At 62.5% G+C, this 19,894-nt stretch carries 22 protein-coding genes; 10 read left to right on the top strand and 12 right to left on the bottom strand.

Going from position 1 to position 19,894, the window contains the following annotated elements; genetic code table 11:
• Positions 1-56: 56 nt before the first annotated feature.
• Positions 57-698 carry a DNA-3-methyladenine glycosylase family protein gene (locus NKH36_RS22700; RefSeq protein WP_352964603.1) on the bottom strand — a complete coding sequence of 214 codons (642 nt, stop codon included), beginning with the start codon at positions 696-698 and terminating at the stop codon, positions 57-59.
• A gap of 92 nt (positions 699-790) precedes the next feature.
• Between NKH36_RS22700 and gluQRS the strand changes: the two genes are divergently transcribed.
• Positions 791-1,666: a tRNA glutamyl-Q(34) synthetase GluQRS gene (gluQRS, locus tag NKH36_RS22695; protein WP_352962023.1), complete on the top strand. Its 876-nt coding sequence runs from the start codon at positions 791-793 to the stop codon at positions 1,664-1,666.
• Positions 1,667-1,750: 84 nt separating this feature from the next.
• Here the strand turns inward: gluQRS and NKH36_RS22690 are convergent, their stop codons facing one another.
• Entirely contained in the window at positions 1,751-2,026 is a 276-nt protein-coding gene (locus NKH36_RS22690; RefSeq protein ID WP_352962020.1) for a GIY-YIG nuclease family protein, read from the bottom strand.
• Between the two features lie 345 nt (positions 2,027-2,371).
• Between NKH36_RS22690 and NKH36_RS22685 the strand changes: the two genes are divergently transcribed.
• Complete coding sequence (locus NKH36_RS22685; protein ID WP_352962017.1) at positions 2,372-3,274, top strand: DMT family transporter; 903 nt, start codon at positions 2,372-2,374, stop codon at positions 3,272-3,274.
• Here the strand turns inward: NKH36_RS22685 and NKH36_RS22680 are convergent.
• Positions 3,244-4,095 carry a YihY/virulence factor BrkB family protein gene (locus NKH36_RS22680; RefSeq protein WP_352962015.1) on the bottom strand — a complete coding sequence of 284 codons (852 nt, stop codon included), beginning with the start codon at positions 4,093-4,095 and terminating at the stop codon, positions 3,244-3,246. The genes NKH36_RS22685 and NKH36_RS22680 overlap by 31 nt on opposite strands.
• Positions 4,096-4,152: 57 nt before the next feature.
• Between NKH36_RS22680 and NKH36_RS22675 the strand changes: the two genes are divergently transcribed.
• The 7 genes from NKH36_RS22675 (at position 4,153) to NKH36_RS22645 (ending at position 9,816) form a co-directional block, all read left to right on the top strand.
• A complete protein-coding gene (locus tag NKH36_RS22675; protein ID WP_352962012.1) occupies positions 4,153-5,019 on the top strand; it encodes an SDR family oxidoreductase in 867 nt (288 codons plus the stop codon).
• A gap of 23 nt (positions 5,020-5,042) precedes the next feature.
• Positions 5,043-5,234, top strand: a complete 192-nt coding sequence (locus tag NKH36_RS22670) for a twin transmembrane helix small protein (RefSeq protein WP_029348580.1) — start codon at positions 5,043-5,045, stop codon at positions 5,232-5,234.
• Positions 5,235-5,262: 28 nt separating this feature from the next.
• The gene (locus NKH36_RS22665) at positions 5,263-5,844 is read left to right on the top strand and encodes a cob(I)yrinic acid a,c-diamide adenosyltransferase (protein ID WP_352962008.1); all 582 of its coding nucleotides are present in this window, start codon (positions 5,263-5,265) and stop codon (positions 5,842-5,844) included.
• Positions 5,845-5,869: 25 nt separating this feature from the next.
• Positions 5,870-6,670, top strand: coding sequence for a rhomboid family intramembrane serine protease (locus NKH36_RS22660; RefSeq protein ID WP_352962005.1), 801 nt, complete (start codon positions 5,870-5,872; stop codon positions 6,668-6,670).
• Positions 6,671-6,984: 314 nt separating this feature from the next.
• Entirely contained in the window at positions 6,985-7,734 is a 750-nt protein-coding gene (locus NKH36_RS22655; protein WP_352962002.1) for an electron transfer flavoprotein subunit beta/FixA family protein, read from the top strand.
• Positions 7,735-7,890: 156 nt separating this feature from the next.
• Positions 7,891-8,820 carry an electron transfer flavoprotein subunit alpha/FixB family protein gene (locus NKH36_RS22650; RefSeq protein ID WP_352961999.1) on the top strand — a complete coding sequence of 310 codons (930 nt, stop codon included), beginning with the start codon at positions 7,891-7,893 and terminating at the stop codon, positions 8,818-8,820.
• A gap of 117 nt (positions 8,821-8,937) precedes the next feature.
• Positions 8,938-9,816, top strand: coding sequence for a 3-hydroxybutyryl-CoA dehydrogenase (locus NKH36_RS22645; RefSeq protein WP_352961996.1), 879 nt, complete (start codon positions 8,938-8,940; stop codon positions 9,814-9,816).
• 625 nt (positions 9,817-10,441) lie between these two features.
• Here the strand turns inward: NKH36_RS22645 and NKH36_RS22640 are convergent.
• From NKH36_RS22640 to NKH36_RS22600, 9 genes are all read right to left on the bottom strand, one after another.
• Positions 10,442-11,143, bottom strand: coding sequence for a GntR family transcriptional regulator (locus tag NKH36_RS22640; protein ID WP_095491658.1), 702 nt, complete (start codon positions 11,141-11,143; stop codon positions 10,442-10,444).
• A 102-nt stretch (positions 11,144-11,245) separates the two neighbouring features.
• Positions 11,246-11,986: an aspartate/glutamate racemase family protein gene (locus NKH36_RS22635; protein WP_352953670.1), complete on the bottom strand. Its 741-nt coding sequence runs from the start codon at positions 11,984-11,986 to the stop codon at positions 11,246-11,248.
• 8 nt (positions 11,987-11,994) lie between these two features.
• Positions 11,995-12,717 carry an ABC transporter ATP-binding protein gene (locus tag NKH36_RS22630; protein ID WP_123145975.1) on the bottom strand — a complete coding sequence of 241 codons (723 nt, stop codon included), beginning with the start codon at positions 12,715-12,717 and terminating at the stop codon, positions 11,995-11,997.
• A 2-nt stretch (positions 12,718-12,719) separates the two neighbouring features.
• Complete coding sequence (locus tag NKH36_RS22625; protein WP_091600118.1) at positions 12,720-13,499, bottom strand: ABC transporter ATP-binding protein; 780 nt, start codon at positions 13,497-13,499, stop codon at positions 12,720-12,722.
• A 4-nt stretch (positions 13,500-13,503) separates the two neighbouring features.
• Complete coding sequence (locus NKH36_RS22620; RefSeq protein WP_023797267.1) at positions 13,504-14,478, bottom strand: branched-chain amino acid ABC transporter permease; 975 nt, start codon at positions 14,476-14,478, stop codon at positions 13,504-13,506.
• Between the two features lie 5 nt (positions 14,479-14,483).
• Entirely contained in the window at positions 14,484-15,350 is an 867-nt protein-coding gene (locus tag NKH36_RS22615) for a branched-chain amino acid ABC transporter permease (protein WP_352961991.1), read from the bottom strand.
• A 78-nt stretch (positions 15,351-15,428) separates the two neighbouring features.
• Positions 15,429-16,631, bottom strand: a complete 1,203-nt coding sequence (locus NKH36_RS22610) for an ABC transporter substrate-binding protein (protein ID WP_292209467.1) — start codon at positions 16,629-16,631, stop codon at positions 15,429-15,431.
• Positions 16,632-17,287: 656 nt separating this feature from the next.
• On the bottom strand, positions 17,288-17,926 hold the full coding sequence (locus tag NKH36_RS22605) for an NrsF family protein (RefSeq protein WP_352964593.1): 639 nt from the start codon (positions 17,924-17,926) through the stop codon (positions 17,288-17,290).
• A 33-nt stretch (positions 17,927-17,959) separates the two neighbouring features.
• On the bottom strand, positions 17,960-18,514 hold the full coding sequence (locus tag NKH36_RS22600; RefSeq protein WP_352961984.1) for a sigma-70 family RNA polymerase sigma factor: 555 nt from the start codon (positions 18,512-18,514) through the stop codon (positions 17,960-17,962).
• A gap of 206 nt (positions 18,515-18,720) precedes the next feature.
• Here NKH36_RS22600 and NKH36_RS22595 point away from each other — a divergent pair, with 206 nt between their 5' ends.
• Complete coding sequence (locus NKH36_RS22595) at positions 18,721-19,728, top strand: iron ABC transporter substrate-binding protein (RefSeq protein ID WP_352961981.1); 1,008 nt, start codon at positions 18,721-18,723, stop codon at positions 19,726-19,728.
• Positions 19,729-19,894 lie beyond the last annotated feature (166 nt).

Here is a 19,894-nt window from a genome sequence, read left to right as displayed (position 1 = left end):
GCTTGTCGATCAAACGCCACGCCAAAAGCGGCTGATTTCAATGCTTTTTTGCGAATTCAGGCCGGAGGCGCTGCCTCCCTGCCCTTCAATTCGCGATAATAGGCCCAAAAAAGCCGCGATGCGACACCTCGCCACGGGCTCCATGATTCGGCGAGCTGGATCAGTGTTTTCTCGGGCGGACGCGGGTCGATGCCGAGCGCGTGGCCGACCGCGCTCTGCAGGGCAACGTCGCGTGCCGGGAAGACATCGGGGTGGCCGGCGGCGAACAAAAGATAGACTTCCGCCGTCCACGGGCCGATGCCTGACACCTTGGTCATCGCCGTGATCGCATCGGTGGCATCGAGCAAGCAGAGGTGATCGAGGTCGAGGCCATCGGCCACCGCCCGGGCCACGGCGATCAGGCCGCGCTGCTTCGGCCGCGACAGTCCGGCCTTGCGAAAGATGGCTTCGTCGGCGGCAAGGATGGCTTGCGGCGTCAACGGATCGACGAGTTTTGTCAGCCGCCCGAAGATCGCGTCGGCGCTGGCGCGGGAAACCTGCTGCGAAACGATGATCGAGGCAAGGCTCCTGAACCCCGGCTCGGACAGCCGAAGCGGCACCTCGCCGGCCATGCCGCGCACCTTTGTGAGGCGCGGGTCGAGCAGGCAGAGCGCGTCCAGCCCTTGCGAGATGTCGTCGAGCGTGGCGATGCGTTGCATGTCTGCTTGTTCCCAGCGCAAAATGGCAATTCACAATCAGGCGCAAAGTAGCAATTGGCGAAAGCGCCGCACAACCCGATTGCCGCCGAACGATGACACTCCTGACATTCCGCTTCGCGCCAAGCCCGAATGGCGAACTGCATCTCGGCCATGCCTATTCGGCGCTGCTCAATCAAAAGTTGGCGAGGGCAACGGGCGGGCGCCTTTTGCTGCGCATCGAGGACATCGACACGACGCGCTGCACGCCGGAATTCGAGGCCGGCATTTTTCGCGATCTGAAATGGCTCGGGCTTGGCTGGGAAGAGCCGGTGCGCCGTCAGTCCGAGCATTTCGCCGACTATCAGGCGGTGCTCGACCGGCTGATCAGGGAAGAGCTCGTCTACCCGGCGTTCATGAGCCGCGGCGAAATCCGCGCCTTCATTGCCGCCAGCGAAAAGCGCGGCCGCGACTGGCCACGCGACCCGGACGGTGTGCCGCTCTATCCCGCCGTCGACAAGGCGTTGCCGACCCGGGAACGCCAGTGTCGGATTGCCGAAAATGCGCCCTTCGCCTGGCGGCTGGACGTCGATGCTGCGATGGCGCGCGTCGGCACAGACGTGTCATGGCTTGAATTTTCGGATGAGAGGCTTTCCGAAACACGCACGGTGCAAGCCCGGCCGCAGGACTGGGGCGACGTAATCGTGGCGCGCCGTGAAATCCCGACAAGCTATCATCTCGCCGTCGTCGTCGACGACGCGCTGCAGGGCATCAGCCATGTGGTGCGCGGCCAGGACCTCTATTCCGCAACCAGCGTGCAGCGCCTGCTCCAGGAGATCCTTGGCCTGCCGCAACCAAGTTACTTCCACCATCGTCTCGTCCTCGGCCCAGACGGACGAAAGCTGTCGAAGAGTCTTGGGGATACCGGCGTTGCCGCCTTGCGCGAAGCCGGCGCATCACCGGCCGATGTCCGGCGGATGATTGGGATTTAGTTCCTCGACACGATAGTTTTGACATGTCGAGGCGATCGGCAGCGAACGTCAACACGTCCAGTGGGAAATCACCAACCTTCGAGATTAGCCGAACCATCCCTCCACTTCGTCATCCCAGGGCGGAGCAAGGAGCGAAGCGACGCGGCGCAGACCCTGGGATCCATGCCGTTGCCTTGCGGCAGTGCTCCAGCGGACCAGAACCGAACGCCTACCACCCCCGCTGGCGAAGCGCGAGCCGTCGTCGGATTTAAGCTCCGGCATGCGCCGGTCGAGATCGTTGGTGACGCCGATGTAGATCGTGCCCCGCTTCTGGCCCACGGTCATGGTGGCATAGTCGGTCGCCGTTCTGAGCCGCTGCATTCTTCGGCGGAGGTCACGGAATGGATCCCAGGGTCTGCGCCGCGTCGCTTCGCTCCTTGCTTCGCCCTAGGATGACGAAGGTGCGGGGGCTACGGCTAATCGCAGACGTTGGATTGGCAGCTGCAGACCGGCCGGCAGCGACCGTCGACAATCCCTTTCGGACTCAGTCGAAGAACGAAATCCTTTGTGCAGAGGAACTGGATCATGTTTTGATCCTCCCTGACCAGCGCAACCTTCAATTCGGATGAGCCTATGGATCAACCGTTTGGTTTTGCTTGCCAGGTTGAACCGCATTAGAGCAGTCGCGGCAGTCAACCCTCACCGAACACGCGGCAGCTTCCCGAAATGCACAGCATCAAGCGGTTCATCCCCGCCTCTTTCGTCGTCCTGTGGGCGACCGGGTTCATTGGCGCGCGTTACGCTATGCCATGGGCCGAGCCTTTCACTTTCCTGGCCGCGCGCTTCGTTCTGGCGGCGATCTTGCAGGCCGCCTTGATGGCAGCACTCGGTTCCAGGCGGGCGACCCGCGTGGAAGCGCTGCACGCGACCGGCGCCGGCATCCTGATGCATGGCGTCTATCTCGGCGGCGTGTTCTGGGCCATCCACAGGGGCATGCCGGCCGGGCTCTCGGCCCTGATCGTCGGGCTGCAGCCGCTGATCACGGCGGTTATGGCCGGCCGGTTTCTCGGCGAGGCCATCCTGCCGCGCCATTGGGCCGGTCTCGGCATCGGCCTGGTCGGTGTTGTCATCGTGCTCTGGCCGAAGCTCGGCGCGCTCGGTGGCGGCGTGACGGCCGAGACGCTGGCCGCTTCGCTTGTCTCGGTGCTTGGCATGAGCGCCGGGACGATCTGGCAGAAGCGCTTCGCCTCCGGCGGCGATCTCGTGGCGGCCACCAAATGGCAATATGTCGGCGGCGCGTCGGTGATGGTCCTGGCCTCGCTCGCTTTCGAGACGCGAACCGTCGTTATAAACAGCGAGCTGATCTTTGCCATGGCATGGCTGGTGCTGGTGCTGTCGATCGGCGCCATCTTCCTGTTGATGGTGATGATCCGCGACGGCGAGATGTCGAAGGTCGTTTCGCTGTTCTATCTGGTCCCGGCCGTCACCGCGGTCATCGCCTGGCTATTGTTCGGCGAACAGTTGAACCTGGTCCAGATCGTCGGCATGGCGATCGCGACGCTCGGCGTCGGGCTGGCAACCGCTCATCCGACCAAGAATCAGCCAACGCGGGCGCGTGCCTCCAAATAGCGGCTGATCGCGGCGTTGAGCTCGCCGCCGAGGATGAAGATCGCCGAGACGATATAGAGGAAGACGACCGCGACCATGATCGAGGCAAGGCCGGCATAGGTCGTCACATAGGACGAGAAACGGTCGAGATAGGCGGCGAAGATGGTCGACCCGACGAGCCAGGCAATCAGTGTGAAGATGATGCCCGGGATGATCGAGACGAAGCGGCGCTTGCCCGCAGGCAGCCAGTAATGCACCGCAAACAGCCCGCCGACGATGACGGCGGAGGCGATGATGTAACGCCACAGCGTGATCGTCCCCATATAGGGTTTTACCCATTCGAAATTGGCCTCGGCCAGCCGTCCCAGTATGGGCGCGAAAACCACGAGCACGCTGATCACCAGAAAACCTGCCGTGGCGATCAGCACGAAGGCGATGCTCTGCACCCGGCGATAGATGATGCCGCGCGTTTCGGAGACGCGGTAGGCGCGATTGAGCGAGGTGCGCAGCGCCTCGATCCCATTCGAGGCGAAGAAGGCGGCAAGCAGCACGCCATAGGTCAACAAGTCGGTGCGCTGCACGGTGAGCACGTTGAGCACTTCGCGCGCGATCGGATTGGCGATCTGCTCTGGCCAGGTGTCGAAGACGAGATGCACGGCGGTGTCGGCAAAAGCCTGCGCGCCGAGGAAGCTGGCCAGCGTCGTGGCGAAAATCAGAAAGGGGAATAGCGCCATCAGCGCCGTGATCGCCAGATGACTGGCCATCGCCCAGCCATCGTCCGCATCGAAATGGCCGAACGCGTCATAGAGCACGCGTTTGACGGCTACGATCTTCCGCAACACGAACCGCGTTCCCTTCGATTGTCTCGACGCCGCGAATATGGGAAGGGATTGCGGCAAATGGCAAGCCTCGGTCAAAGCACGCCTCCTCCTGGAGAAGAGTTGCGCACCATCATCGTCACCGGAGCTTCTTCCGGGATAGGCGCCTATTGCGCCCGGGCGCTTAAGGCGGAAGGCTGGCGGGTGTTCGCGACAGCACGCAAGCCGGAGGATATCGCCGCCCTCGAGGCCGATGGCATCGAGGCTTTCTATCTGGACTACCGCGAGCCCGGATCCATCGAGACGCTGGTAGCGTCGGTGCTGGGGCGGACCGGCGGACGGCTCGATGCCCTGTTCAACAACGGCGCCTACGCCCAGCCCGGCGCTGTCGAGGACCTGCCGGTCGCAGCTCTCAGGGAGCAATTCGAGGCAAATGTCTTCGGCTGGCATGACCTTACCCGCCGTGTCGTGCCGGTAATGCGCCGCCAGGGCCATGGCCGTCTCGTCCATTGCTCCTCGATTCTCGGCCTGGCGCCGCTGCCCTTTCGCGGCGCCTATTCGGCGTCGAAGCATGCGATCGAAGGGCTGATGCTGTGCCTGCATCAGGAACTCCAGGGCAGCGGCATCCATGCCTCGCTGATCGAGCCGGGGCCGGTGACGTCGAAGATCGCAAGCAATGGTCTTGTGTGGTTTCTTAGGAATATCGATCATGAGAATTCCGTCCACCGCCTCGCCTACGAGGCGCAGCTGCAACGGCTGCAGGCCGGCGGCAGCACGTCACGGCTGAAGCCCGGGCCGGAGGTGGTTCATGCGGCCTTGCGCCATGCGCTTCTGTCGCGGCGCCCGCGTCCGCATTATGTGGTAACGGTGCCGGCCAGGATCGGCGTTATCCTCAAACGCCTCCTGCCGGCATCAATGCTCTACCGCCTGCTTGCCAAACGCGCCTGAACGCAATCGACTGGAAACACACTATGGCAACCGTCTTCAACATCCTCGCTGTCCTCGTCATGGTCGCCGTGGTGATCGTGCTGATCCGCGGCCTCATCAACATGATGCGCGGCGGCTCCGCCATGACCTCCAACAAGCTGATGCAGACGCGCGTGCTGCTGCAGTTCGTGGCATTGGTGCTGATCATGCTGGCGGTGTATTTCACCCGCAAGTGACGAGGGTGGCGATTTCGGGAGGCACAGCGTGGTCAAGCTCAACAAGATCTACACCCGCACCGGCGACGACGGCACCACCGGCCTTGGCACCGGTGAACGGCGGCTGAAATCCGATCTGCGCATCAACGCCTATGGCACGATCGACGAAGCCAATGCCTGCATCGGCATGGCCCGCATCCACACCGCGGCAGCACTTCCGGCGATCGACGCGATGCTCGGCCGCATCCAGAACGACCTTTTCGACCTCGGCGCCGATCTGGCCGTGCCGGACGACGGCAAGCCGCTCGGCTATGAGCCGCTGCGCGTCATTGCCTCGCAGACCGAACGTGTCGAAAAGGACATCGACCTGCTCAACAAGGATTTGCAACCGCTCAAATCCTTCGTGCTCAATGGCGGCACGCCGGCGGCGGCGGCCCTTCACCTCGCCCGCACGGTGGCACGGCGGGCCGAGCGCATCATGGTGGCTTTGACGCAGGATCCAAGCGAGCATGTCAACCGCGAGGCGATAAGATACATCAACCGCGTATCGGACTTTCTGTTCGTCGCCGCACGCGCGGTCAATGACAACGGAAACGCCGACGTGCTATGGGTTCCCGGCAAGAACCGCTGAATCTGCCGAGGCGGGAGGGGGTCCGATGTTCATCCCGCTTTATGACACAAACCGGCTGCGCCACATCAAGCAGCAATATGTCACGATCGGCCTGATCGCGTTCAACACGCTCATCTACTTCGCCACCGCGCTTGGCGGCGAGCAGTTCACCAACGCCGCTGTGCTGGGCCTCGGCTTCATCCCGTCGGTCGTCCACGACAGCGTCGAACTGGCTCCGCAGTTCGTCGTCATCCCGGAGAGCCTGAGCTACGTCACCTATTCCTTCCTGCATGCCGATATTTTCCACCTCGGCGGCAACATGCTGTTCCTCTGGGTGTTCGGCGACAATGTCGAGGACGCGCTCGGCCATGTCCGCTTTCTCATCTTTTACCTGCTTTGCGCCATCGCCGGCGCCTTCTTTCAGGGCCTGATTGCGTGGGACTCGCAGGTTCCGCTGATTGGCGCCTCAGGCGCCATCGCCGGCGTGGTCGCCGCCTATCTGATCCTCTATCCACGCGTGAAGGTATGGGTGCTGGCCTTCGCCCGCATCCCGCTGCGCATCCCGGCCTTCATCCCGCTCATCCTGTGGATCCTGTTCCAGATCGTGATGTTCGCCGCCGGTGGCGAGGATCAGATCTCCTGGGCCTGCCATGTCGGCGGCATCATCGCCGGGGCCGTGCTGGTGCTCATCTTGCGCAATCGCGCCGTACCACTGCTTGCCGGTCCTGAGGAAGAGACCGCGCTGGTCGTCGGCCCGGCACCCGCTGCTGCAGAACCCACGGCAAGTGACCCGCTAGCGCAGCCGGCGCCGCGCTGGGGACGGGGAAGCGCCTCCAGCCCGGACTGAACCGATTTGAGTGCGTCACGGATGATTTGGGTGCGCCCCGGATATTGACGCGCGGGGTCGCCGCAACTACGGAAGCTTTCCCACACTAATGCATGTCGCGCAAAAGAGTGCAGCGGTCTTGCGATATCGACATGCATGAAACACACAACCTAAAGCGCGTCGCGTGTGGCCGGCCAACGCGACGCGCTTTAGGCGGTCGGAGACTAGAATTCCGTCCGGAATGTCGGCTTTCGACAACTCTGAAGAGGCGCACCCTGCTATAGCGCGCCGACTATCTTGAAAGAGGTGGCTATCGTGAAAGAGGTGACAGGCAAATGAAGATCCTTGTGCCCGTGAAGCGGGTTGTGGATGCGAATGTGAAGGTTCGTGTGAAGGCTGACGGTTTGGCGGTGGAACTCGCCAACGTCAAGATGGCGATGAACCCGTTCGACGAGATCGCGGTCGAAGAGGCGATCCGGCTGAAGGAGGCCGGCAAGGCGGAAGAGATCATCGTTGTCTCGATCGGGCCGCAGCAGGCGCAGGAGACCTTGCGTACCGCCCTCGCCATGGGTGCCGACCGCGCCATTCTGGTCAAGACCGACGAGCAGACCGAGCCGCTGGGCGTCGCCAAGGTGCTGAAGGGCGTGGTCGAGGCGGAAAAGCCCGGTCTCGTCATCCTCGGCAAGCAGGCGATCGACGACGATTCGAACCAGACCGGCCAGATGCTGGCCGCACTTCTGGGCTGGGCGCAAGGCACTTTTGCTTCCAAGGTCGTTATCGATGGCGACAAGGCCAAGGTGACGCGCGAGGTCGATGGCGGCCTGCAGACGGTGGAGCTGAAGATGCCGGCGATTGTCACCGCGGATCTTCGCCTCAACCAGCCGCGCTACGCTTCGCTGCCCAACATCATGAAAGCCAAGAAGAAGCCGCTCGACGAGAAGAGCCCGGCCGACTACGGCGCCGACGTCAAGCCGCGGCTGAAGGTGATCAAGACCGAGGAGCCGGGCGGCCGCAAGGCGGGCGTCAAGGTCAAGAGCGTCGCCGAATTGATCGACAAGCTGAAGAACGAAGCCGGCGTGCTCTAAGGAAATCCGATGAGGCCGGCCTGCAAACGGCCGGTTTCTCCGCTTCCGGTGCTCACGTACTGAAGTACGCTCCGCTCCGGTTCTCGAAACCAACCGTTTTCGACTCGGCCTGACCGGATTTCAGGCGCCTCGAAGACGAAAGTCAGGAAACCATCAATGGCTATTCTTCTGATTGCCGAACACGACAATGCGACGCTTTCCGACCAGACCGCCAAGGCGCTTTCGGCGGCATTGCAGATCGGCTCGGACGTGCATGTGCTGGTCGCCGGCAAGGGCGCCAAGCCGGCAGCCGACGCCGCCGCCAAGCTCAAGGGCGTGAGCAAGGTGCTGCTCGCCGAAGCCGACGAACTCACCGAGCGTCTCGCCGAACCGCTGGCGGCGCTCGTCGTCGGCATAGCCGGTGCCTATGACACGATCATCGCGCCGGCGACCTCGTCGGGCAAGAATGTCGCGCCGCGCGTGGCAGCATTGCTGGATGTCGCGCAGGTGTCCGAGATCATCGAAGTGGTGTCATCAGACACCTTCAAGCGCCCGATCTATGCCGGCAACGCCATCCAGACGGTGCAGTCGAGCGACGCCAAAAAGGTCATCACCGTGCGCACTGCCTCCTTCCAGGCAGCACCCGAGGGCGGTTCCGCCCCGGTCGAGACGGTTCAGGCAGCAGTCAATCCCGGCCTGTCGAGCTTCGTCGAGAACAAGCTTTCCGAGACCGATCGTCCGGAGCTGACTTCGGCCAAGATCATCATCTCGGGCGGCCGCGCACTGGGCTCTTCGGAGAAATTCCAGGAAGTCATCCTGCCGATCGCCGACAAGCTCGGTGCGGCCGTCGGCGCCTCGCGTGCCGCCGTCGATGCCGGCTACGCGCCGAACGACTGGCAGGTCGGCCAGACCGGGAAGGTCGTGGCACCCGATCTCTACATCGCCGTCGGCATATCCGGCGCCATCCAGCATCTTGCCGGCATGAAGGATTCGAAGGTCATCGTCGCCATCAACAAGGACGAGGAAGCGCCGATCTTCCAGGTCGCCGACTACGGCCTCGTCGGCGACCTATTCGTCATTCTGCCGGAACTGCAAAAGGCGCTTTGACGCCTTCTGCCAAAGCGTATTAAATTGTGAAGGGCGGGGTAGACGAAGTCGCCCCGCCCTTTTAGTTTGCACCGCACAAAAAGCAGGCCGCAAAGGCCTTTTGACGGGATCGGTGTAATGAACAAGATCGAGACGATCGGCATCATCGGCGCGGGCCAGATGGGCGGCGGCATTGCCCATGTGTCCGCGCTTGCGGGCTACAAGGTGCTGGTCTACGACATCTCACCCGACCGCATCGAAAAGGGCATCGCCACGATCAGCGGCAACATGGCCCGCCAAGTCGGCTCCGGCAAACTCGAGGAACAGCTGCGCAACGAGGCGATGGCGCGCATCTCGGCAGCGCCCACCATGGCCGACCTTGCGGGTGCCGATCTGGTCATCGAAGCGGCGACCGAGGACGAGACGGTCAAGCGCAAGATCTACGCCCAGCTTTGCCCGCAGCTCAATCCGGAAGCCATCCTGGCGACGAACACCTCGTCTATCTCGATTACCCGTCTCGCCGCGCAGACCGACAGGCCGGAGCGTTTCATCGGCATCCATTTCATGAATCCGGTTCCACTGATGAAGCTGGTCGAACTGGTGCGCGGCATCGCCACCGAGGACCAGACCTTCGAAGCGGCAAAGGCCTATGTGAACCATCTCGACAAGACGATCACCGTCTCGGAGGATTTTCCGGCCTTCATCGTCAACCGCATCCTGCTGCCGATGATCAACGAGGCGATCTACACGCTCTATGAGGGGGTCGGCTCGGTCGACGCGATCGACACCGCCATGCGGCTCGGCGCCAACCATCCGATGGGACCGCTGCAGCTCGCCGATTTCATCGGCCTCGACACCTGCCTGTCGATCATGCAGGTGCTGCATGACGGCCTGTCGGATTCGAAATACCGCCCCTGCCCGCTGCTGGTGAAATATGTCGAGGCCGGCTGGCTCGGCCGCAAGACCGGACGCGGCTTCTACGATTATCGCGGCGAGCATCCCGTCCCGACGCGCTGACCGGCGATACAAGCCAAACCGACATCGCGCGCGGTCGCGCTGAGTGAAGACCGTGCGGCTGTTCTGTCGACAGCTTCGTGGCCGCGGATCGAAAACCGCTTCAGGGCCGATCCTCGCCCGTTTGCTTGCCTCTGGCCCAAGCCCGATGGATTTGGCTTAACCCAGCCCGGCAGAGCGTTTCACGTAGGGCATTTTGCAGCCAAGTGGAAACACTTGGCGTCGCACAAATCCGGCTAAACAAAGAGATAGAGCGGAATGCCGGTTCAATCCAAACGCATTCCGCTTTAGGGTCAAACTCAATCAGCGGGATGCCGCCAATGGCCGAGGTGGGTGGTTTTCTGCCCTCCGCCTCGCCAATCGGAACGAGCAGGCAGCGCCATTGCCGCTTCAAGCTCTGATCCGGGCGCGTTGCCCGACCGGCTCGTTGTGCGGGAGGGACTGATATTGACTCTATGGCCCAGCAGGAGCAGTTGCGGCTGGAGGGCAGCGCCGCGAACCCTACGAGCGCTACCGTTATGACGGCAGGAACGAAGAAGCAGCAGGCATGGACCGAATCTATGCCTTCAATCACGCCCAGCATGGCGCGGACGTCGGCGAACTCCGGCGAAGAGTTTGCCAGCGGAGATCAGCGCAAGATGTCCGACAGGCTCTCGGGCTTCTTCTCGCCAAGCGACAGATCAAGGCCCGACAGCAGGTCGACGAGATGACTTCGCATCAGGTCGGACGCGTCTTTTGCGTCGTGTTTTTCGATGGCATCGACAAGGGCGTGATGGGCCTGGCTTTCGCAGGTGGTGTCGCGGCGGCGCCAGTAAAGCGCGATGATCAGCGACGACCGCGACAGCAGGTCTTTGACGAAGCCGGTAAGGATCGAATGGCCGGCGATTTCGGCGATCCCGACGTGGAATTTTGCCGACAGCATGATGGCGTCGCTGTCGCGGCCGGCATGCAGGGCCTCATGCTCTTTTTCGAGATGAAGCCGCAGTTGCGCGATCTCGGCCGGCTTTGCCACGTCGGCGGCAAGCGCCGCGACCTTGGGCTCGATCAGCGCCCGCGCTTCGAACACCTCGCGCGCTTCCTGCTTGGTCGGCTGGGCGACGAACGCGCCGCGGTTCGGCTCGAGCCGGGCCAAGCGGTCATGCGACAGCGCCTGCAGCGCCGCGCGTATCACCGCGCGGCTCACCGAATAGATTGAGGCGAGTTCGTCCTCGGGTAGTTTTGTGCCCGGTGCGAGGCGGTGGCTGACGATGGCGTCGCGCAGGCCGGCATAGACCGGAAACCAGCGCATCGCCGGCTTGCCGTCCCGTGTCTTTGGTCGAAGCAGGTCCATCGTCTCATTGTCCCGGCGGCTGGATCGCATAGCGGCGCGAACACCGCGCTTCAGGCCGGACATCGAACATCCTGTGCGGGAATGTCAACGAATTTGCACGCATCAGGATGCACGGCCGGAGGGCGAGAAGGGCGCAAAGATTCCGGCGAAGGATTTTTCGAGTGGAACCTGGTAACCTCCGCGCTTCGACGTCGACAGGCCAAGGCCGACGAGGCTCTCGCAGAGTTTAACCGCGCAGGCGACGCCGTCGAGCACGGGAAGGCCATGTTCGCGGCTGAGCGCAGCGGCGAGATCGGCCATGCCGGCGCATCCCAGCACAATCGCTTCGGCCCGGTCGTCGCGGATGGCGCACTCGATCTCCTCAGAAATTCGATGGCGGGCGTTGGAGCCGGGCACTTCGAGCTCCAGAACGGGAACGTCGCTTGCCCGCACCCTGGCGCAACGGCTGGCGAGGCCGTAGCGCACCAGATTGTGCTCGATCGCCGGCACCGAACGCGACAGCGTCGTCACGACGCTGAACCTGCCGGCAATCAGGCTCGCCATGTGAAACGCCGCTTCGCCGATGCCGACCACCGGCATCTCCCCGACGCAGCGCGCTGCGTCTAGGCCGGTGTCGTCGAAGCAGGCGATGACGCAGGCGCTCGCCGCCGGATGTCTCTGGATCTCGCCGATCATTCCCGGGATGGCGAAGACCTCGTCGAAATAGCCTTCGACGCTCGGCGGCCCATCCTTCGGATTGATCGCGATGATCCTGGTGCCGGCCGAAGCCGCGCCGCGTGCCGCCTCGCCGATCTTCTCGGTCATGGACGCGGTGGTGTTGGGATTGACGACGAGTATGTCCATTTGCGCTTTCATATTTCGCCGCCAAGATAGAGTTTCTTGACCCGGTCGTCGCCAAGCAGCTCAGCCGAATGTCCGGCCAGCGCGATCTTTCCGGTCGTCAGTGCGTAGGCGCGCTGCGAGATGCGCAGCGCCATGCGCGAATTCTGCTCGACCAAGAGAACGCTGACCTTTTCGTCGCGATTGATCGCCACGATGGAGCGGGCGATGTCCTGGACGAGCTTCGGCGCGACGCCGAGCGAGGGTTCGTCGAGCAGCAGAAGCTTCGGTTTGGCCATCAGCGCCCGCCCAATCACCAGCATCTGCTGTTCGCCGCCGCTCATCGTGCCCGCCGTCTGGGAATAGCGTTCCTTCAGGCGCGGAAATCGCCCGAGCACCATGTCCAGCGTCCTCGCGATTTCGGCCTTGTCGGTGCGGGTGAAGGCACCCATCATCAGATTGTCGCGCACCGTCATGTAGGAAAAGACGCGCCGACCCTCCGGCACCATGGCGATGCCCATCCTGACCAGCTCGTCCGGGCGCGTTCCGTCGATGCGGTGGCCCTGGAAATGAATCTCGCCGCTGCGGACCTTCTTCAGGCCGGTGATGGCGCGCAGGATCGAGGATTTGCCCGCGCCGTTCGCGCCGATCAGCGCGACGGTCTCGCCCTCGTTGACGTTGAGCGACACGCCCTTCAGTGCATAGACATGATCGTAGTAGAGTTCGACGTCGGAGACTTTCAGCAGTTCGCCCATGGCTAAAATCCGATCGTCTCATCTTCGGCGCCGAGATAGGCCTCGATGACCTTTTCGTTCTCCTGGATTTCCTTTGGCGTTCCCTCGGCGATTTTCACACCGAAGTTCAGGACGACGATGCGGTCGGAAATGTTCATGACGGCGGGCATATCGTGCTCGACCAGCAGGACAGTCACGCCGCGCTTTCGCACGCCGCGCACCATCTCCACCGCGCGCACGGTTTCGTCATGGTTCATGCCGGCGAAGGGCTCGTCGAGCAGAAGCACGGTCGGGTTCGTGGCGAGCCCGATGGCAATCCCGAGCGCGCGCAGATGGCCATGCGGCAGCGTGCTGGCGATCTCATGCCGTTGCGCGCCGAGATCGAGGAAGTCGATGATCTCGTCGGCCGAGCGGCCGAATTCATCCTCGTCGCGCCGTGCGGTATTCGTGCCGAGATAGAAGCCGGCAAGGCTGGCATTGGAACGCAGGTGATGCGCGATGATGACATTGTCGCGCACCGTCATGCCCTTGAAGATCGTCGTCTCCTGGAACGTGCGCACCACGCCCTTCCGGGCGACGATATGCGGCGCCAGGCCTGAAATCCGCTCCCCTCGGAACAGCACTTCGCCCGAGGTCGGATTGAGGAAAGAGGAAATCAGCTTGAACAGCGTCGACTTGCCGGCGCCGTTGGGGCCGATGACGGAGAGGATTTCGCGTTCGCGGACCGCGAAGGAAACATTGTTGACCGCGACCAGCCCGCCGAAGCGTTTGGTCACGGCCTTGATCTGGAGAAGCTCGGTCATGGTCCTAGCCCTGCTTCTTGCCGAACAGCCTGAGGCTGAGCAGGCCGTTGGGAAGGAACAGCATCAGCGCGATCAGCACCGAAGAGAAGATCAGCAACTGGAACTCGCCGGTCTCGAACAGGAAATCCCAGCCGAAATAGAGCACGAAGGTGCCGATCATCGGCCCGAAGACGTGGCCGAGCCCGCCGAGGAAGCAGTTCAGCATGAAGTTCACCGAGTCGGTGACGGTGAAGCTCGACGGATAGATCGACTGCGAGATGGCGACGAACATCGCACCGCCGAGACCGCCGAGGAATGAGGAGATGGCGTAGGCGATAACGCGCAGATAGGCGATGTTGACGCCGATCGAGGAGGCCAGTTCCTCGTTCTGCTGCAACGACTGGCAGAGTTTGCCGATGCGCGAATGGACTAGGCGGTAGAGCGCCGCAAAGCACAGCACCATCAGCACAACCGACACCAGATAGAAGGCGGGACGCGGATTAGCGAGCGTCGCGAAATCTGGAAGGATGGTCAGCCCGAAGATCGAGATGCCGCCGGGGAGCGGAATGCTGACCATACCCTTGGCTCCGTTGGTGATCGGCAGTGCCAGCGCGAGCAGCCGCGCCACTTCGGTCAAAACCAGCGTGACCATGGCGAAATAGACGCCGCGAAGCCTGAGGATGGGCAGTCCGATCAGCACGCTTGCAGCGGCGCAGAATAGCCCAGCCAGCGGCAGTGTCAGCCAGAACGAAACACCGTACTGGACGACAAGAATGGCCGAAACATAGCCGCCCATAAGCGCGAAGGCGCCCTGGCCGATATTGATGCGGCCGATGTAGAAAGTCACCCACACCCCGGCACTGGCGATGCTGAGCAGCGCGACCGAGGTCAGCGTGTAGTAGAGGTCGAGCCGACCGGTCGCCTCGATCAGCCAGGGCACGCCGACGAGTACGACCAGCAGGAAGACAGCGACGGCGAGGATGTTGCGTGTACGCTTCATGTCCATCATCCCCACGGCTTACCCATGAGCCCGTTCGGGCGGATGCTCAGGAACACCATCAGCGCGGCGAAGATGACGAGATAAGTGACGTCGCCATATTGGCGTAGCACCGTCAGGCCGACCGATTCCATCATGCCGAGGATGAAGCCGCCGGCGATCGCTCCGCTGACCACGCCGGCCCCGCCGATCATCACCATCAAGAACGCCTTGATCGAGATCGACCCGCCGATGCCCGAATTGACGCCGGTGATGGCGACCAGCAGCCCGCCGACTATGCCGGCAAGCATGGCGCCGAGCGCAAAGCCGATCATCGAATAGCGGTCGACCTCGACGCCCATCAGCTGCGCCGCGACCCGGTCCTGCGCCAGCGCCCGCATGGCGCGTCCCGGCTTGCTGTACTGCATGAAAAGCACGAAGGAGGCGATGAACAGTATGGCGAGTGCGCCGACCAGCAGCCGGTCGTAAGGCATTATGAGGCTGTCGGAGACGAAGACGCCGTTGACGATCTTCGGCACGCCGCGCTGCTTTTCACCGAACAGGAGGAGGATCACCGCGTCGAGGAAGAATCCGACCGCCGCCGCGAGAAGCATCGTACTTTCCTCCCGCACGCTTCGCCTAATCACCGTTCTGAAAAGGAATTTCTCGACCAGCGCTCCAATGACCAGCAGCGTGATCCCGGACGCGACGAGCGCGACGACGAAAGGCATGCCGAGCTGGCCATAGACGGTGTAGGTGACGAAGCCGCCGAGAACGTACATCTGCCCATGGGCAAAGTTAAGCACATTCATCAGCGCGAAGATCAGGGTCAGGCCGAGCGCGATCAGGGCGTATTGCGCGCCAAGATAAAGCCCGTTGGCGATGACTTGTTCCATCAGGATGGTTCCCCGGCCATTCAGAGGCTCAAGGCGAATGCACGAGCCTCTGCGGCAATCCGCTTCAGTGCAGTTGCGTCAATCGACTTGAGCGACGAAGAGCGTCTCGAACTTGCCGTCGCGGTATTCCGTGACCACCATCGGGACCGAAAGCTGGCGCTTCTGGCCAAACGACGTCATTCCGACATAGGTCAGCTTGGCATCGCCCTTCAGATAGGGATTGGGCGCCGAGAAAGTGTCGATCGTCTTCTTGAACTCCTCGACATTGTCGATCGCGGCCGGGTTCGCCTTCAGCGTCTCGATGATGTATTCGAGCGCGTAGACCTTGGTGTTGGACTCGTCATTGTATTCGCCGAACATTTTCGTATAGCGGTCGACGAACTCCTTCATCGTGTCGGACGCGATTTCGGGCGTCGATGCGCCGCCGACCGAGATGAAGCCGTTGGCCAACTCGCCCGCGCCCTCTTCCAGCACCTTGGCATCCTGCGCCGTTTCGGTGGAGATCAGACCTTCGTAGCCGAGCTCGCGCGCGGCGCGGATCAGCAGCGGCGCATTGCCGGGCGCGACACCCGAAAGCACCAGCAGGTCCGGTTTTTGCAAAACGATCGGCGTCAGTACCGGCGTGAAATCGCGGGTATCGTTTTGGTAGACATCCGTGGCAGCCACAACCTCGAGCCCGAGCGCCTTTGCCGCGGCAACACCGCCATCCCGCTGGCTCAGCGGATCGGATTCGTTGGCGGCGACAAAGGCAACTTTTTTCACGCCCCTGTTTTCCATGAGATATTTGTAGATCGCCGGAGCCGACTGGTAGTTGGCGATCATGCCGAGCACGGCGTTGGACGCCGGCGGGGTGTAGAGTTCCTTCGGGAATGCGTAGGGAAAATAGATGATGCCCTTGGATTCTGCCACGGGACGCACCGCCGCCGCGCCGTCGTCGACATTCGGACCGACGACATAGTGGATGCCCTCCTGGGCCATCTTCTCCATGCCGGCGATCGCCCGCTTCGGGTCCTTCTGGTCGTCGAAGGTGACGATTTTGATGTCATAGGTCTCGTCACCAATCTTCACACCGCCGGTTTCGTTGATCCAGGCGGCGCGTGTCTGCATCGAGCGGACGTTGGATGTGCCCCACGCAGCGGCCGCGCCACTCGTCACGCCGACAAAGCCGATCTTGAGTTCCTTGTTGGCGGCGTGCACCGTGATTGTGCCGCCGGCCATGATTGCCAGCGCGGAGACGGCGCCGAGCGCGGCGAATGTGATTATTGAACGTCTGTTGATCATTGTTCTTCCCCTTAGAGGCCGCGCATTGTTGCGACAGAACTCGACCGATACGCGGACTTTTGTGAGTGAAGGCTCAAATCAATCACCTGTCAACAAAACTTTTAAAGATTGTTGACAATCTTGTGAGCGGTCGTAGATGAAGAACGCAAAGATTCCAATCGGCGTCGAATTCGGGCCAGTGGTGGCGAGAACCATCGGGCACGGCAACACGTGTTCGATCTCTAGGCGACACTATTAATGTGGCTTCCCGCATCGCAGCCATACCAGCCCCCGGGACGGTGGCGGCCAGCGGGGCCAGTTAGCATTGCATTCGCGCCCGCGGCCGCTCCCTCGGCCGCGTAGAAATAAAGGGGAAAGGCGGATCGAACCGGAACGATCTTAGCCACCGCCATGTCCATCATTGGGCTCGGCTATCAGGCTGCGACCGTTCTCGACCAGCGGCAAAGGTCCGGTTCCGAGGTCGCTTAAGACCGCTTCAAGGTCCGGATTGGAGTCAGGATTTGCCCATCGTCTACCCTCGGGTAAAGTCTCGATTGGGTCAGGGCTTGCCGTAGAAGTTCTCCGAACGAACTTGCGCAACGGGTCGAAACCCAGGTCGTTCAGAAATGAATGAGTTTTGACGTTAGAGCATCACGGTCTCCGATCTCGGGCCGTCGCTACCAGCGCACGAAAATCCGCGCGCCGAGCGCCCCGAGCGCGGCGAGGATGGCAATCGCGATCGTGTACCAGGTGGCGACGAAAAGCGGTGAGTCGTCGAAGCAGTGTGCGGCATAGAAAGTTGCCGCCAGCCCACCGGCGAGCAGGCCCGCCACCGTTCCGGCAAGCACCGGCCGCGTCGGCGCGCCATAGCGCAGCACGGCGAGAAAGACGGCAAGCGGACCGATGCCGATCAGCGGAATGAACGTCAGGCAGATGACCAGATTGCTGCCGATCAGACGCGTGCCCCAGTCCGCCGCAGGCACGGAAAGCAGCTCCAGCACCACCGCCACGGCCACCAGCAGCGGTGCGGCAATCATCCAGGCCGCCGCCCTGCCCGTCGATGCACCGGGTGTCGACAGGGCGCGGATCAAGGCGAAGGCGCTGACGGCCAGAGCCATCGTGGAGACGAACTTGGCAAGGAAGCGCATCGTCTGCATGGCGGTGGCGATATCGGCGCGTGGGCCGATCGCCAGCCAGAACACGACCGCCGCGATCAGCGTAGCCGCACCTGCGCCTATCCACCAGGCCGAGCCAAGCGGCATCGCCGTGCTGCGGGCATCGGCGTCGAGCGCCTTGATGAGATCGTCGGTCCTCATGTCATTTCCCGCCCGAATATTGGCCCGCCCGAATTATTTGGCCCGCCCGACTTGTTTGGCCCCGAACCGTTTGGCGATGGCTGCGAGCCCGCGATGCAGCGACACGCGCACCGCCGTCTCGCTGATGCCGAACTTCGCCGCCGTCTCGCCAATGGAACGGCCTTCGACCGATACCGACGAGACCACGGAACGCTGCGCCGGCGGCAGGCCGTCCAGAGCCCGATTGATGTCGCGCTCGCTGACCGTCTCGGCCTCCGGTTCGGCGAAGGTCTCGGCAATCTCATCGATTTCGATCTCGATGCGCCGCCCGCGCCGCCGGAAGGCGTCGATCAGCTTGAAACGCGCTATGGTGTAAACCCAGGGCAGCACAGCCAGATCCTGCCGCCAGGTATGCCGTTTCACATGAATGGCCAGCAAGGTCTCCTGCACGACATCCTCGGGATCGACCCCGCCCTGAACGATCTTGCGCCTGACAAAGCCGCGAACGAGAGCAGCCGTCCGGCGCAGAAAGTCGGCGTAAGCCCTTTCATCTCCCGCGATCGCGGCCCGCATCAGCCGGGAAAGCTCGGCCTCGTCCTTGCCGGTCACAAGAGTTCACTCCCCGATATTCGCGCCTCGGCGCTGATTTGTTACGTGGCCGGCGAATAATGTCCAAGCCGAATATGGGAATATCACGAAGGTTTCACCTCCAGCGCCCGATTACGCCGCTCATCAATCTTGACTAGACCGATCAGGAATTGATAGGTGCAGCCTTGCTAAATCAAAGACCATCGAGATCGAGAGGGATAACGTCCATGAAATATGCTCTTTCCGCCCTTGCCGGAGCCACGGCACTGGCAATCAGCCTGATCGCCGGCCCGGCAATGGCCCAGGACGGCGGCATCGTCGTCTACAACGCCCAGCACGAAAGCCTGACCGATGCCTGGGTTGAAGGTTTCACCAAAGAAACCGGCATCAAGGTCACCGTCCGGCACGGCGGCGACAGCGATTTCTCCAACCAGATCGTCGCCGAAGGCGCCGCCTCGCCGGCCGACGTGTTCCTGACGGAAAACTCCCCGGCCATGGTGCTGGTCGAATCCGCCGGCCTGTTCGCGCCGGTCGATGCCGAGACGCTGGCCCAGGTTCCGCAGGAGTACCAGCCATCCAGCGGCAAATGGGTGGGGATCGCCGCGCGCAGCACCGTCTTTGTCTACAACAAGACCAAGCTGACCGCCGAGCAGTTGCCCAAGTCGCTGCTTGATCTCGCCGATCCGAGCTGGAAGGGACGTTGGGCCGCTTCGCCCTCCGGCGCCGATTTCAAGGCGATCGTCAGCGCCCTGTTGCAGCTCAAGGGTGAGGCCGCAACCGCCGACTGGCTGAAGGCGATGAAAGAGAACTTTACCGCCTATAAAGGCAACAGCACGGTGATGAAGGCGGTCAATGCCGGCGAGGTCGAAGGTGGCGTGATCTATCACTATTACTACTACGGCGACCAGGCCAAGACCGGCGAGAACAGCAAGAACATCGGGCTCCACTATTTCAAGAACCAGGATCCGGGCGCGTTCGTCTCGGTTTCCGGCGGTGGCGTGCTGGCCTCCAGCAAGCACCCGAAGGAGGCCCAGGCCTTCCTGAAATGGGTGACCGGCAAGGGTGGTCAGGACGTGCTGAAGACCGGCAATTCCTTCGAGTACGCCGTCGGCAAGGGCGCGGATTCCAATCCGGCGCTGGTGCCGCTGGCCGATCTGCAGGCGCCGAAGGTCGACGCGACGACGCTGAACTCCAAGAAGGTGACCGATCTGATGACGGCAGCCGGCTTGCTTTAGTCGGCGTTCGTCCTAAAAGGGCAACCGACTGCGCTCCTGCGGGAATTCGCTTCCGCAGGGGCGCTCTGTTTTTCGAGGTGGCATTCGTCCATGACGACAAGCTGCGTTTCTGGCCGCGTTTGCGGCCCTTCGACCGGCTTCCGCCACCGGGCGGCAGCGGCGCGGC

This window comes from Mesorhizobium sp. M1312 (genome assembly GCF_040318115.1).
Classification (GTDB): domain Bacteria; phylum Pseudomonadota; class Alphaproteobacteria; order Rhizobiales; family Rhizobiaceae; genus Mesorhizobium.
Note: the sequence above shows the minus strand (reverse complement) of the source record. Positions and strands in the feature narration are given on the sequence as shown.